Below are 13,648 nucleotides of genomic sequence, written 5' to 3'. Positions count from 1 at the left end.
ATGCGCCGCCGCTGGTGGCGGCGCAACGAAATGTCGGGAGGGCGGGCACGGCTGTGCGGCGCCGTGCGACTGCCGTCACAACCGTCTTGAGCAAACGCTCAAACGGCGCTAGCGTCACGCCTGACAGCGTTTGAGCGATCGCTTAAGGAGTCGATGTGCACCCCGCCGACCAGCCCGAACCGCCCCGCCCGGACCAGCCGCAACCCGACGCCGCCGAGGTGCTGCGGAACTACTGGCAGCAGCCGCAGCAGTGGGACGTCCCCGCCCCCGCCGAGGAGCCCGCCCCGCGGGCGTCCCTGCGGGCCAGGCTCGTGATCGCCATCCTGGTCGCCGTCATGGGCGCGATCGCGTTCGCCGCCACCGTCGTGGACGGCCACACCGACAGCGCCATGGTCTTCGTCGGCCTGCCCATGCTGCTCGCCATCGCGCTGACACTCACCACGGTGCGCAACGTCTACGGCCACGTCACCAAAATCGTCACCATCGTCCTGCTGATCACCGCGGTCTACCTGCACGAGGGCTTCATCTGCGTGGTGCTCGCCGCGCCGCTGGTCTACGCGGTCGCGCTCGGCGTCACCGCGATCGTCCAGGCGATCCGCCGCGGCCGCCGCGTCTACGCCCTGGTGCTGCCGCTGCTGCTGATCAGCGGCGGCGAGGGCCTGGCGCCCGAGGCCCGGGTCAACCCGGAACAGGCCACCGCCGTGGTACGGGTGCTGCCGCTGACGGTCGACGAGGTCACCGCACGGCTCACCGAAGGACCCCAGCCCACCGCGCTGCGCTCGACCACGCTGCGGATGCTCAGCATGCCCACCCCGCTACAGGTCGAAGGCGACGGGCTCGACCTGGGCGACCGCTGGATGTTCGCCTACCACGGCTCGGCGCACGGCCCCGGCGGCCACATCGTCACCGAGGTCACCGAACGCTCCGCGCAGCACGTCGGGTTCGGATTCGTCGAGGACACCACCATCAACGCGCGCTGGTTCCACTGGCGCCACGCCGAGATCACCTGGCGCGCCGTCGACGCCGGGCACACCGAGGTCACGCTCGACCTCGCGTACGAGCGCCGCCTCGACCCGTTCTGGTACTTCGGCCCGCTTCAGGAGACCCTCATGCACTCCGGCGGCGAGCACCTGCTCGACATGCTCGACCTGCGATGACTCCCACCGTCGCGCTCACCGTCGCCCGCTACGCGTGCCTGGTGCTGCCGCTGGCGGCACTGGCCGCGGCGGCCCTGCCCGGCTCCGCGGCACTCGCCGCGCTGCGTCCCGGCGCCCCGGTGCCGGACCCGGCGCAGCGGCGCCGGCGGTACGGCGCCGCGCTGCTGTCCTTCGTCGCGGCGGCCACCGGCGTCGCCGCCCTCGACACCGTGGCCCAGTGGCTGGGCTGGTGGTCGTACGCGCCGGTGGACGCGGCGTGGCGCGGACTGCCGGTCGACCTGTGGCTGGGCTGGGCGCTGCTGTGGGGGCCGGTGCCGGTGCTGGCGCACCGGGTGCTGCGTACGCCGGTGGCGCTGCTGCTCCTGCTGTGGCTCGACCTGATGGCCATGCCCCGGCTCGACCCGCTGGTCGAGCTGGGTCCGCACTGGCGGCTCGGCGAGCTGGCCGGGATCGTCGCGGTGGCGCTGCCCGCGCAGCTGCTCGGCCGCTGGACCGCCCGCGACCGGCGGCTGCACCCCCGCGCGCTGCTGCAACTGGTGACCTTCACCGGCACCGCGCTCTGGCTCATCCCCACCACGGCGTTCACCTACGGTGACGGATCCTGGGACCACCTGTGGCGGCTGCCTTCCCCCGCCCTGCCGCTGCTGGTGCAGCTCATGGCGCTGGTGTCGGTGCCCGCCCTCGCGGCGATGCGGGAGTTCGCCGTACGCGGGCACGGCACGCCCTACCCGTGGGACCCGCCGAAGCGGCTGGTCACCACCGGACCGTACGCCTACCTGGCCAATCCCATGCAGCTCAGCGCCTCGCTGCTGCTGCTGGTGCTGGCGGTCGGCGCGGCGAGCGCCACCCTGGCCGTCGCCGCCGTGGCGGCGGTCGCCTTCAGCGCGGCACTGGCCGCCCCGCACGAGCGGGCCGATCTGGACGGCCGGTTCGGACCCGCCTGGCGCGCCTACCGTACGCAGGTGCGCGACTGGGTGCCGCGCCTGCGCCCGCTGCCCCAGCCCGCCGCCACGGTGTGGCTGGACCGCGACTGCGGCCCCTGCACCGCCGTCACCCGCCGGCTGCTGGACCGGCAACCGGCGAACCTGGTCGTGGCGGCCGCCGCCGACCACCCCGAGGTGCTGTGGCGCGCCCGCTACACCGGCCCCGACGGGCACCACGCGCGCGGTACGGCGGCGGTCGCACGGGCCCTGGAGCACACCCACCTGGGCTGGGCATACCTCGGCTGGCTCCTGCTCCTGCCCCCGGTGGCCTGGTTGGCGCAGCAGCTCACCGACGCGTTCATCGCCGCGCCGCACCCCGCCCGCGCCCAGGCGGCGGCCGCCCGGCCATGACCTCCGCAGCCGCCGGTCACACAGGGATCGAGCGGGGGAGTTCGTGCCGCACCGGCGCGGCCTTGGGGAGGGCGAGCAGCACGACCAGCCCGGCCAGGCAGTAGCCCGCGCCCTGCGTGGCGATGACCGGCAGGATGCCGAGGCGTTCCCCGAGGGTGCCTGCCGCGATCGTGCCGAGCAGCATCGCCGCGCTCCTGACGGCGGCGGTCGCGCCGAACACCCGTCCGCGGTGGTCGTCGCTGGTCGCGTTCTGGAAGACCGTCATGCCACCTGTGGTCAGGAACGCGACGGGCAGCCCGACGATCGCGATGAGCACCGGCGCGGGCCAGAGCACGTCCGCGGCCAGCGGATAAAGGAACAGCACCAGGTCGAGCGCGCCGAAGAGCACCGCTCCCCAGCCGAACATCCGTCGCGGCGAGAACCGGTGCGCGATCAGCGCCGCGGTCAGGCCGCCGACGATGCCGCCGACCGCCTGGGCCGCCATGATCACGCCGAAGGCGCGGGCGTCGCCGCCCAGCACGTCACGTACGAACGGCGCCATCAGCGTGCCCATGATCGCTTCGCCGATGCCGGTGATGACGGTGAACGCCAGGAACACCCGCAGGGCCCGGCTCGACAGCGCGATGCCCACGCCCTCGGCCCACTGCCGCAGCACGCGCGGACGCGTCGCCAGGCCGGGCGCGCGCCTGGCGCGGATCAGCCACAGCAGCACGGCCGCGAGCCCGAACGTCAGCATGTCCACGACGCTGAGCAGCGCGATCCCGCCGAAACCGGCGATCACTCCGCCCAGCGCGGCACCGGTCAGGCGGGCGATGTCACGGGCCTGGCCGTTGAGGGAGTTGACCGTGGCCAGGTGGTCGGCTGCCACCAGCGACGGCACGACGGCCGCCTCGGCCGAACTGAAGAACGGCGCGAGGCAGCTCTGCGCCGCGACCACGAGGTAGACCAGCCACACCTGACCCGCGTGCCGCACCGCGAGCAGGGGCAGCAGGGTCGCGGCCATCAGCAGGTTGGTGGCGACCATGGCGCGGCGGCGGTCCCACCGGTCGGCGTAGACGCCCGCGACGGACCCGAGCACGAGCTGCGGAAGCAGCGAGGCGAGGACCGACCCGGCGGATGCGAGCGTGGAGCCGGTCAGGACATAGACCTGGTACGCGAGCCCGATGCGCAGGATCCAGTCGCCGGTCACGGAGATCAGGTTCGCGGTGAGCAGCAGCCGCAGGTCGCGGTTGCCGCCCAGGAGCCGCCAGAGCCGTCGCACGTCAGCCGCCCGATGGCGTCGTGCGCAGCGGCGCGGCCACCAGCGTCAGATTCACCGGTACGGCGTCAGCCGGCCTTCTGCCGGTGTCGCCGAGTGGGCGCTGCGCGGCGAGCGGCGCCACGAGTTCGTCCCATCGCCGCTTGAGTTCGGTGAGCTCGTCGAGTGTCAGGTACAGCAGGTTCTGGGTGACGCCGGGGTGTTCGGCCCAGCCGGGGTCCTCGTCTGCCCGGCGCTGCTGCCAGTCGGCGAGCTGGGCGGCGGCCTGCTCGACGAGATGGCGGTTGAGCAGGTCGACGGACTCCGCCGGCTCGGGCGACCCGGCCGCCGCCTCGAACTGGTGTGACACGGCGGTGATCCGCCAGGGCCGTTCCCGGTTGTCGCCCGCGTCGGCGTGTTCGACGAAGCCGTACTTGGCGAGGTGGCGCAGGTGGTGCGAGGCGAGTGCCTGGCTGATGCCGAGCTGCCGGCCGACGTCGGCGGCTGTCATGGTCCCTTCACGACCGACGAGCGCGAGCAGCTTGAGCCGTACGGGATGTGCGAGCGCTCGCAGCGCCAGGGGATCGCTGACGCTCCGTCGCCCGGAGCCCGATTCCAAGGACATGCTTGGTATCTCAACCGACCGGTCCATCGATGTCAAGCAACTGCTTGGAGTCTGGAGATGGCTCTGTCTCTTCGGCCGCGACCGGTTCCGTCAGCCGGCGCTTCTCAGCATGTCCCGCATGGCGGCCACGGGCAGCGACGGATGGCCGCACACCGCTCTGAGGATGGCCGGGTCGGCTTCGGTGGCAGCCATCCTGGCCAGGACCTCGCCGGGGCTGCCGGGATTGCCGGCGACAGCGAGCCGCGTCGCATCGTCCGGGTCGGTGGCCAGCCCGGCGAGGGTGCCGGTCGGCGTGAGGGGATCGGCGGCGATCCGCCGCGCGGTGCCGGGCAGCCCTGCCAGGACGTCTGCCGGGGTGTGCGGATTGGCGAGCAGCGCCTCGACGATGGGCTGCGGGCCGGCGGCCAGCAGGCGAAGGACGTCGGGAGAGGTGCTCCCGTAGAGGCCCCAGGTGTGCGGGATGGTCGGATCGGGATCGGCGGCGAGCTGCCGGGCGAGATCCTCCGGCAGCGCGGCCACGTGGGCGACCGCTCTGCGCAGGAGGGCGTGCTCAGACTGGGCGCACTGCCTGAGCAGCTCCGCCGAGGCTCTCGCGAACGCCTCTGGCCGGAACAGGTAGTGGCCCACGCGCTCATGTACGGCCAGCCACTCCAGTTCGGTGAGGCTGAGCTGCCGCTTGTCGTGCAGGCCCTCGAAAAGGTTCATCTTGTTGTCGTAGGGGCTCCACTCGTCGGTCGGGCGATCGGTCGGGTGCAGCCCGAGCCGTGCCTTCGCCGCCCCTCGGACAGCCGGGTCTGGGTCCTCCGCAAGCCTGGTGAGCAGCGCGTCATCGCCTCGACCGAGCCGCCGGGTCAGCACCAGCCGCACCTGCGGATCGGGGTCCTCGGCCAGCCGCAGCTGCCACCGGGGCCGACCGGCGGGGTAGGTCGCGCTCCATTGCGACCATGCTGCGCCCAGCCGGACTTCGGCTGACCCGTCGGCCGCCAGCCGGTCGAGGAGCGCGTCCGTTATCTGTTCATGCTGCGTGGCGGCACCCCGGACCTGCGGGTGGGAGTCGGCCACGGCCAGCGGAAGCAGCTCGGGATCGAGATAGGGGGCGAAGGTCGCCCGGACGCGCGGGTCGGGATCCCGGATCTGGATCGCGGCCAGGTAGGCCGGTGGATCATCGACGATGCCCTGGAGTGCGCACCGGACCTCGACATCGGGATCGCGGGCGAGCAGCTCTGCCAGCGGGCGGCTCAGACCGGGTCGGCTGGCGACCGCCCACCGCGTCGACGGATCGGGGTGGGCGGCGAGCCTTTCCAGCAGCCCGTCAGGCGGTTCGGGGAGGAAGGCCAGCGGGAACAGGACCTCCGGGAAGCCGGACTCGACCAGGGCCCAGACATCGTCGGTCTCCAGGTGCTGCTGCGTAGCCAGCGCGGTGGCCAGGCCGGGGTCCCCGGTGGTGATCGCGACGGCGGCGAGCTGCCGTGCGATCGACGGCGGCAGCTCCCGCCGGTTGGCCAGTACGAGCCGGGTGAGCCGGCTCTCCGTCGCGACCAGGGCGAGCAGGATCTCCTCGGGGGCGGCCTGGTTCCCGGCCAGTCCGGCCCAGCGAGCTTCGGTGGGACCGTGCTCGGCACCGTCCAGCTCCACCCAGTATTCGCAGGCGTTGCCTTCGGGCGCCAGGTTGCTGGTGCTCGCGTGCGCCCACTCGGCCATGGCACGCACGCTACCCGGCGGGAGTCGGCGCGGTGATCCCTTTTCGACCAGGCGCGGGCCCTCGGGTCCGATCCGGTGCCGCACAGATCTCGTCGGCCGAGGAGCGACGCCTCTGCGGGATCGGGCGGATTCAGGTCCTAAATGGGCGGGTCATCGCGGCGAGCAGCGTGTGCTCGTCGTCGTCTCCGGCCAGATGCCAGGTGAACGCGCCGCGCAGGCCGTGCCGTGCCGCGTATGCGGCGCGCTCCTCGACGGACTCGGCGTCCTCGTAGCTGACGAACGTCAGCGTCTCGGGGTGGAAGAGCCACGGCGAGCGGGCCACCGGATGGCGGTGGACCTGCCAGGCCGGGTCCGGCAGCAGGTCGCGCCGGATGTCGCGCCAGTCGCCCGCGTAGACGGCGTCGACCTGGGGCTGGTACAGCCCGGCCTGCTCGCCGGGCTCGGCGACGCGGAAACCGCGGCCGTAAAAGGGCACGCCGAGCACGAGCTTCTGCCGCGGCACGCCGCGGCTCTCGTAGTAGTCGACGGCGCCGGTGACGTTGTTCCACCGCCGCAGGTCGGGCGGGAGCGGGTCCTGCGCGTCCTCGGCCAGGGGCGCGTTGAACGTGGCGACCGGGGAGAAGCCGGTGCCGAAGTCGTAGGTCATGACGTTGACGAGGTCCAGCACGTCGGCGAGTGCCGCGAGCTCGTAGCTGTCGGCCGGATCGTACGGGCCCGCCGTCTGCAACCGGCCGGCCGGCAGCGCCGCGGTCAGCAGCCGGCCCGGCCCGAGCTCCTGGCGGAACGCCTGGGCCAGCAGGGTGGCGTTGCGCCGGTCTTCGGGCCGGTGGGTGAGCTCGGCGGGTCCGCCTGAGACGGGGAACTCCCAGTCCAGGTCCAGGCCGTCGAAGCCGTCGGCCAGGCGCAGGCACTTCTCGACGAACGCGGCTCTGGACCCGGGTGTCAGGGCCGCGTCGGAGAATCCGTCGGCGCCCCAGCCGCCGATCGACAGGATGATGCGCAGATCCGGGTTGGCCTGCCTGAGCGCGGCCAGGGTCGCGAGGTGATCGGGAGCCTGCGGCGGCAGCACCGGCTGCCCGCCGTCGATCGTGGCGAACGCGTAGAAGACATGCGTCAGCAGGCGGGCGGCCGCCGGGTCGACCGGGTACGCCTCGTCGGTCCCGTGGAGGTAGGCGCCGAGCACCGTCTGCTCCGTGATCATGAGCGCACCTTAGCAGCGGGAAGGTGCGGGCCTGCCGCTGTCGCCGATCACCGGTCCCGAAACTTCTGTCAACATCGACGGAAGTTATGACTGAACCAAAAGAACATCTGTACATCCGGATAGAAGAATTTTAAAGTGTTCGTTGCCAGGCATCGGCGTGCCAGGTCGTTTCACGACTCACTGCGCCCCGTCCGAAGTCCTGGCACGCCGCTGCGAGCGGGTTGCCACGTCTGACGACGGCGCGCACCGTCCCGCTCCCACTGGAGGGAAAGTGTTCACTCCGCTCCGACGAGGGCGCCTGCTCATGGCAGGGGCTCTCGCATCAGCGGTCGTCGCGGCGTCAGGGTGGCTGCCCGCCACCGCTGCGGCCGCCGCCCCGCCGCCCCAGACGCCGGGCGTCACGCTGCGGGTCTTCGATCTGCAGACGGCCCTGAGCAGCCTCTGCAACCTCAAGCCGGCGCAGACCCCGAACATCGACAAGCTCATGTCGACGGTCAACTGGACCACCGCAGCCGAGTTCGGGCAGGAGGACAACTTCTACGCCCAGGTGCTGGGCTACGTCAACATCGCCACCGCCGGCAGCTACACCTTCCGCCTGGTCAGCGATGACGGCTCTCGGCTGCTCATCGATGACAACCTTGTCATCAACCACGACGGCCTGCACGGCCCGACGGCCAAGGACGGCGCCGCCACCCTGACCACCGGCTACCACGCGCTGCACATCGACCACTTCGAGGCCGGCGGCGGACAGCAGCTGACGCTCCAGTGGCAGACGCCGGGCTCGACCACGTTCGTCACCGTGCCGAACTCGGTGCTCAGCACCGACGCGGGCGTCGTCCGGGTCACCGCCCCGGGCCGCAAGGAGTGCGAGGGCACCGGCGACTCGCCCGGCGACGGCCTGCCGCTGACCTCCGTACACCCCAACTTCACCCTCACCAACCTGCGCCCCTCCGGCTTCGAGCCCCGGGTGACGGGCATGGACTGGCTCGCCGACGGGCGTCTGGTCATCTGCACCTGGGGCGGCACCAACGACTCCGGCACCTCGCAGGCCGGTGAGGTCTGGATCTTGGGCAACACCGGCGGCAGCACCAGCCCCGGCGCGGTCACGACCAAGCGGATCGGCAGCAACCTCAAGGAGCCGATGGGCCTGAAGATCGTCGACGGCGTCGTGTACGTGTCGGAGAAGATGCGGCTGACCCGGCTGGTCGACACCAACGGCGACGAGGTCGCCGACCAGTACCAGCAGGTCGCGACCTGGCCGTACGGCGGCACGTTCCACGAGTTCGCGTTCGGCCTGCTCTACGCCGACGGGTACTTCTACATCAACCTGTCGGTGGGCATCGACTACGGCGGCGCCACCACCAACCCGCAGCCCGTCGCCAACCGGGGCACCACCATCAAGGTCAGCAAGGACACCGGTGCCTGGAGCTACGTCGCGGGCGGCCTGCGAACCCCGCACGGCATCGGCTGGGGCCCCGAGAACGGCATCTTCGTCACCGACAACCAGGGCGGCTGGCTGCCCGCGTCGAAGCTGGTCCACATCAAGCAGGGCCGGTTCTTCAACCACTACCTGAACCCGGCCGGCCCGTTCGAGAGCGCCCCGGTCACGCCGCCCGTGATCTGGCTGCCGCAGAACGAGATCGGCAACTCGCCCAGCACCCCGATGTACATGACCAGCGGCCTCTACGCCGGACAGTTCGTCATCGGCGACGTCACGTACGGCGGCCTCCAGCGCGCCGCGGTGGAGAAGGTCAACGGCGAGTACCAGGGCGCGCTGTTCCGGATGACGCAGGGCCTGGAAGGCGGCGTGTCCGAGGTCAACGTCGGCCCGGACGGCGCGATCTACGTCGGCGGCATCGGCGGCGGCGGCAACTGGGGCCAGACCGGCAAGCTCAACTTCGGCCTGCAGAAGCTGACCCCCAACGGCAACAACGTCTTCGACATGCTGTCGATGAAGGCCCAGCCCAACGGGTTCGAGATCGAGTACACCCAGCCGGTGTCGGCGGCCACCGCCACCTCGCTGGCCACGAAGTACCAGGTCAAGCAGTGGCGCTACGTCCCGACGGCCGCCTACGGCGGCCCGAAGATCGACGAGGAGACGCTGTCGGTGTCGTCGGCGACCCTGTCTGCCGACGGCAAGAAGGTCACCCTGGTGATCAACGGCCTCAAGGCCGGCCGGGTGGTCCACATCCGCTCGCCCAAGCCGTTCGCGGCCAGCAACGGCCAGTCGCTGTGGAGCACCGAGGTCTGGTACACCCTCAACGCCATCCCCGGTCAGGCCGCGTCCAGCAACCTGGCGCTCAACAAGCCCGCCACCGCCGACAGCTCCTGCGCCGCCTCCGAAGGGCCGTCGCAGGCCGTCAACGGCAGCGTCTCGGGCGGCAACTCCGACAAGTGGTGCTCGCTCGGCGCGACCAAGTGGATGCAGGTCGACCTCGGCTCGACGCAGAGCGTCAACAAGTTCGTCATCCAGCACGCGGCCACCGGTGGAGAGGAGGTCGGGTTCAACACCCGCGACTTCAACATCCAGACGTCCACGAACGGGACCAGCTGGACCACGGTCGCGACCGTCACCGCGAACACGGCCGGCACCACCACCCACAACATCGCCACGACCCAGGCCAGGTACCTCCGGCTGAACGTCACCAACGGCGGCACCACCGGCAACGGCGCGGCCCGCGTCTACGAGTTCGAGGCGTACGGCCCGACCGCACCGCCGACGGGCAACCTGGCGGTGGGCAAGCCGGCCACCGCGGACAGCTCCTGCGCCGCTGCCGAGGGTCCGTCGCAGGCGGTCAACGGCAGCGTCTCGGGCGGCAACGGCGACAAGTGGTGCTCGACGGGCGCCACCAAGTGGCTGCAGGTCGACCTCGGCACCGCGCAGACGGTCAGCCAGCTGATCGTCCGGCACGCCGGCGCGGGCGGGGAGAACCTCGCCTGGAACACCCGCGACTTCAACCTCCAGCTGTCCACCAACGGCACCAGCTGGACCACGGTCGCGACCGTCACCGCCAACACCGCCAGCGTCACCACGCACACCTTCGCCGCGACCCAGGCGCGCTACGCCCGGCTCAACATCACCACCCCGACCAGCGACGGCAACGGCGCCGCCCGCATCTACGAGTTCGAGGTGTACGGGTCCTCGACCCAACCGGCCCGGATCGTGTTGTTCGACGGCACGAACATGGACAACTTCCAGCACTCCAACGGCACTCCGGTCACCTGGCCGCTGGGCAACGGCGGGGTGGAGGTCCTCGGCGGCGACATCAAGTCCAAGCAGGCGTTCGGCGACTTCAAGCTGCACGCCGAGTTCTGGCTGCCGCTGCTTCCGGGCGACGTGACCGGCCAGCAGCGGGCCAACAGCGGGATCTACCTGCAGGACCGCTACGAGCTCCAGGTGCTGGACTCGTACGGGGACACCACCCTGGCCAACAACGAGTGCGGCGCGATCTACGAGAAGATCGCACCGTCGGCCAACGCGGCCACCGCGCCGCAGACGTGGCAGACCTACGACGTCACGTTCCGCGCGGCCCGGTACAACAGCTCCAATGTGAAGACCGAGAACGCCCGGGTGACCGTCGTGTGGAACGGCGTCACCGTCATCAACAACGCGGAGATCAACGGCCCGACCGGCAACGGCGCCGTCGAGACCGCGGCACCCGGCCCGCTGCGGTTCCAGGACCACGGCGACGCCGGAGCGAACCTGTACTACCGCAACATCTGGGTGGAGCCGGTGGTCTGACACCGGCTGACCGGGAGCCGGTCCGGGACATCCGGACCGGCTCTCCCGGCCGTCGCGGCCGTGCCGCTCAGGCGGCGTCGGGCTCCGCGGGCGGAGCCAGCGCGGCGGCCGCGTCGGCGTCATAGGCACGCCAGGACCTGAGCACGATCAGGCAGCCGACCGCGAGCGGCGCCAGCACCACCGCGTACGCGGCGCGCAGCGAGCCGGTCGCGTCGGAGGCCTCGCCGATCAGCCACGGCCCGAGCGCTCCGCCGAGGGTGACCAGCAGTTGCAGCACGGCGAAGCCCATCCCTCGGCGGGCGGCGGCCACCACGTCGGCGTTGGCGGCGGTCAGGTTCGCGATCGCCCCCGCGAACCCCACGTTGGCCAGCGCGAAGCAGGCGACCTGCGGCCCGAGGTCGGTGAACGCCACCGCCCCGGCCAGCGCGGCAGAGCCGAACACCAGGGACCAGCCGCCGAGCAGCACCCGCCAGCCCGGCCTGCGGCCGTGGTGGCGGTCGCCCAGCCAGCTGCCCAGCCCGATGCCGGCGAGGATGCCGACCAGCCCGGCACCACCGCCGACCGCGGCGGCGGCCGCCTCGTCGAGCCCGAACTCGCGCTGGTAGTAGGACGGCATCCAGAAGAACAGGCCGCCGAGCCCGAAGAACAGGATGCTCAGTCCGGTCACGACCGAGCGCAGCGTCCGCACCCGCCACAGCTCGCGGACCTGCTGGAGCACCGGCGTCGGCGTGGCGGGCGCGGGTGGTGCCGCGGTCGCGGCCGCGCCGCCGTACCAGGAGGTCAGCCGGTCGCCGATGCCGCGCACCGGCTCGCGGACGGTCAGCATCAGCAGCGCGATGGCCGCGCCGGGCACGGCCACCAGGAAGAAGCCGGTGCGCCAGCCGTACGCCTGGGCGAGTGCGCCGCCGGCGATGACGCCGATGGGCAGCCCGGCGAAGTAGGCGGCCCGTTCCAGCCCGAACGCGCGGGCGCGGCCCGTGCCCGGGTAGAGGTCGCCGAGCAGGCTGGAGGCGGGCGGGTTGTAGAGCTGCCCGGCCGAGCCGAGCAGGACCCGTATCCCGAACAGGGCCGCGTAGGAGCCGGCCAGGCCGGTGCCGAGGGTCAGCAGTGCCCAGACGGCCACCACCGCCGCGATCGTCCAGGTGCGGCGGCCCGTGTCGGCCAGCCGCCCGGCGGGCAGCAGCAGGATCACGGCGGCGACGGCGCCGGCGGTGGCGATCGCTCCCGCGGCGCCGTCGCTGAACCCGAATTCGCGCTGGATCTGGGGCAGCGAACCGGCCAGCAGGTTGTATTCGATCCGGTCGACCAGCGCGACCAGGGCCACGCATACCGCGGGCCACCACCCGAAGGGTGCCGCGCGGCCGCGGCGCACCGTCACCGGCGGCCTGCCCGCGAAGGCGGTCACTGCACTGGTCTCGTCCGTTGCTGCGCTGACCGTCATGGGGGCGCCTTCCGGGGCGGCGTCAGAGACGGCCATGATACGCAAAAGAAACGCCGTTTCGATAGAGGAAACGGGGCTCGCGGCCGGGACGCCGGTTTCTGGGCTGCTCAGCCGCCGGTGGCGGAGAAGTGCATGTAGTCGTTGAGGGACCGGTAGTCGCCACCCCATCCCCAGCCGACCGCGCCGAAGGCCCGCACGGCAGGCCCGCCGGGCAGCGCCATCCCGGGCCTGACCTCGTGCCGGTCGAGGTAGGCGCCGGCCAGCTCCGGAAGCACCACCGTGCCCTTGCGGTACGGGTTCTGGAACGGGTTCACATCGACGGCGAGTCCGTAGGCGTGCTGGGACCACGCTTTGCTGCCGCGCACCGGTCGGCAGGCGAACGCCTCCGTGGTGTTGCCGTCGCCGGTGGACGGCGCGTTCAGCTGCGCGGCGCTGGAGATCCGCATTCGCTCGATCGGGAATCCGGCGTCGAACAGGCGGTGGAACACGGTCACCATGTCATCGGCCGCCCGCGCGTTGACCAGCAGCTCGCCGGTATGGGCCAGCCCGTCGAAGCCGCGGAAGCCGACCGTGACGTAACGCAGCTCGGCTGCGGCCACCGGGCAGTTCTCGGCCCAGCTGGACCGGGCGAGCACGCTCGCGGGCACCGCCTGCACGGTCGCGTGGAACCGCCCGTCGGGCGGCGGTGGCAGCTCGTCGACGGTCACGATGGACCGGTTCCGCAGCTCCGGCGGGGTGTCGGCGGGGGCGGACCCGGCGGGCCTGGAAGGGAGCACGCGGGTGCCGAGCCAGGCCGGTGCGGCGGTGGCGCCGCCCACCGGAGTGGGAGCCGGGCTTGCGGGTTCGGCGCGCCCAGCCGTCGACGAGGACCGGGCGGACGGCGGGTGCCCCGGTTCGCGCATGGCCGCGCCGGCTGAACAGCCGGACAGGGCGGTGCCGAGCAGTGCGACCCCGGCCAGCAGGCGCGCCATGCGAGCGGGCCGTCGTGTCGCCGACTCCGCTGGTCTCGGGCGGACGTCTGCTGCCATCTGGGCCACCCCCTCGGCCTGGGAACTCCGGCGACCCTACACGGAGCGGACGGACCCTCCCGCCGGTCGCGTCGTCTTTTACCCCGCTAAGTCGTTGTCTGTCGGTTTCCGGGCTCTGCCCGAGGTGACCTTCGTCGCGATGCGCCGGCATCCGCGGCCGCCCGAGGCGGGCAGCCTGCGGA

The 13,648-nt window shown here is 72.1% G+C and carries 9 protein-coding genes; 3 read left to right on the top strand and 6 right to left on the bottom strand.

Going from position 1 to position 13,648, the window contains the following annotated elements:
- Nucleotides 1–335: 335 nt before the first annotated feature.
- Nucleotides 336–1,157, top strand: a complete 822-nt coding sequence (locus Cs7R123_RS03855) for a hypothetical protein (protein WP_244871950.1) — start codon at nucleotides 336–338, stop codon at nucleotides 1,155–1,157.
- Nucleotides 1,154–2,491 carry a methyltransferase gene (locus tag Cs7R123_RS03850; protein ID WP_212823447.1) on the top strand — a complete coding sequence of 446 codons (1,338 nt, stop codon included), beginning with the start codon at nucleotides 1,154–1,156 and terminating at the stop codon, nucleotides 2,489–2,491. Before Cs7R123_RS03855 ends, Cs7R123_RS03850 begins: the two co-directional genes overlap by 4 nt.
- Nucleotides 2,492–2,507: 16 nt before the next feature.
- On the opposite strand, the gene Cs7R123_RS03845 is transcribed toward Cs7R123_RS03850, so the two are convergent.
- The 4 genes from Cs7R123_RS03845 to Cs7R123_RS03830 all read right to left on the bottom strand — a co-directional run bounded on the left by Cs7R123_RS03845 (nucleotide 2,508) and on the right by Cs7R123_RS03830 (nucleotide 7,255).
- The gene (locus Cs7R123_RS03845) at nucleotides 2,508–3,752 is read right to left on the bottom strand and encodes an MFS transporter (RefSeq protein WP_212823446.1); all 1,245 of its coding nucleotides are present in this window, start codon (nucleotides 3,750–3,752) and stop codon (nucleotides 2,508–2,510) included.
- 1 nt (nucleotide 3,753) lies between these two features.
- Nucleotides 3,754–4,353, bottom strand: coding sequence for a helix-turn-helix transcriptional regulator (locus tag Cs7R123_RS03840; protein ID WP_244871949.1), 600 nt, complete (start codon nucleotides 4,351–4,353; stop codon nucleotides 3,754–3,756).
- Nucleotides 4,354–4,443: 90 nt separating this feature from the next.
- Nucleotides 4,444–6,054: a hypothetical protein gene (locus Cs7R123_RS03835; RefSeq protein ID WP_212823444.1), complete on the bottom strand. Its 1,611-nt coding sequence runs from the start codon at nucleotides 6,052–6,054 to the stop codon at nucleotides 4,444–4,446.
- 130 nt (nucleotides 6,055–6,184) lie between these two features.
- Nucleotides 6,185–7,255 (bottom strand): glycoside hydrolase family 18 protein, encoded by a 1,071-nt coding sequence (locus Cs7R123_RS03830; RefSeq protein WP_212823443.1) that lies wholly within the window; start codon nucleotides 7,253–7,255, stop codon nucleotides 6,185–6,187.
- Between the two features lie 304 nt (nucleotides 7,256–7,559).
- Between Cs7R123_RS03830 and Cs7R123_RS03825 the strand changes: the two genes are divergently transcribed.
- A complete protein-coding gene (locus tag Cs7R123_RS03825) occupies nucleotides 7,560–10,997 on the top strand; it encodes a discoidin domain-containing protein (RefSeq protein ID WP_212823442.1) in 3,438 nt (1,145 codons plus the stop codon).
- Nucleotides 10,998–11,064: 67 nt separating this feature from the next.
- Here the strand turns inward: Cs7R123_RS03825 and Cs7R123_RS03820 are convergent, their stop codons facing one another.
- On the bottom strand, nucleotides 11,065–12,438 hold the full coding sequence (locus tag Cs7R123_RS03820; protein ID WP_212823441.1) for an MFS transporter: 1,374 nt from the start codon (nucleotides 12,436–12,438) through the stop codon (nucleotides 11,065–11,067).
- A gap of 107 nt (nucleotides 12,439–12,545) precedes the next feature.
- Nucleotides 12,546–13,409 (bottom strand): M15 family metallopeptidase, encoded by an 864-nt coding sequence (locus tag Cs7R123_RS03815; protein ID WP_244871597.1) that lies wholly within the window; start codon nucleotides 13,407–13,409, stop codon nucleotides 12,546–12,548.
- Nucleotides 13,410–13,648: the final 239 nt, after the last annotated feature.

This window comes from Catellatospora sp. TT07R-123, assembly GCF_018327705.1.
GTDB lineage: Bacteria > Actinomycetota > Actinomycetes > Mycobacteriales > Micromonosporaceae > Catellatospora.
Note: the sequence above shows the minus strand (reverse complement) of the source record. Positions and strands in the feature narration are given on the sequence as shown.

Bases quoted from the DNA above. Each gene is read 5' to 3' on its own strand.
- Cs7R123_RS03855 (WP_244871950.1), top strand. From the start codon at position 336: ATGGGCGCGATCGCGTTCGCCGCCACCGTCGTGGACGGCCACACCGAC.
- Cs7R123_RS03850 (WP_212823447.1), top strand. From the start codon at position 1,154: ATGACTCCCACCGTCGCGCTCACCGTCGCCCGCTACGCGTGCCTGGTG.
- Cs7R123_RS03840 (WP_244871949.1), bottom strand. From the start codon at position 4,353: ATGTCCTTGGAATCGGGCTCCGGGCGACGGAGCGTCAGCGATCCCCTG.
- Cs7R123_RS03835 (WP_212823444.1), bottom strand. From the start codon at position 6,054: ATGGCCGAGTGGGCGCACGCGAGCACCAGCAACCTGGCGCCCGAAGGC.
- Cs7R123_RS03830 (WP_212823443.1), bottom strand. From the start codon at position 7,255: ATGATCACGGAGCAGACGGTGCTCGGCGCCTACCTCCACGGGACCGAC.
- Cs7R123_RS03825 (WP_212823442.1), top strand. From the start codon at position 7,560: ATGGCAGGGGCTCTCGCATCAGCGGTCGTCGCGGCGTCAGGGTGGCTG.
- Cs7R123_RS03820 (WP_212823441.1), bottom strand. From the start codon at position 12,438: ATGACGGTCAGCGCAGCAACGGACGAGACCAGTGCAGTGACCGCCTTC.
- Cs7R123_RS03815 (WP_244871597.1), bottom strand. From the start codon at position 13,409: ATGGCGCGCCTGCTGGCCGGGGTCGCACTGCTCGGCACCGCCCTGTCC.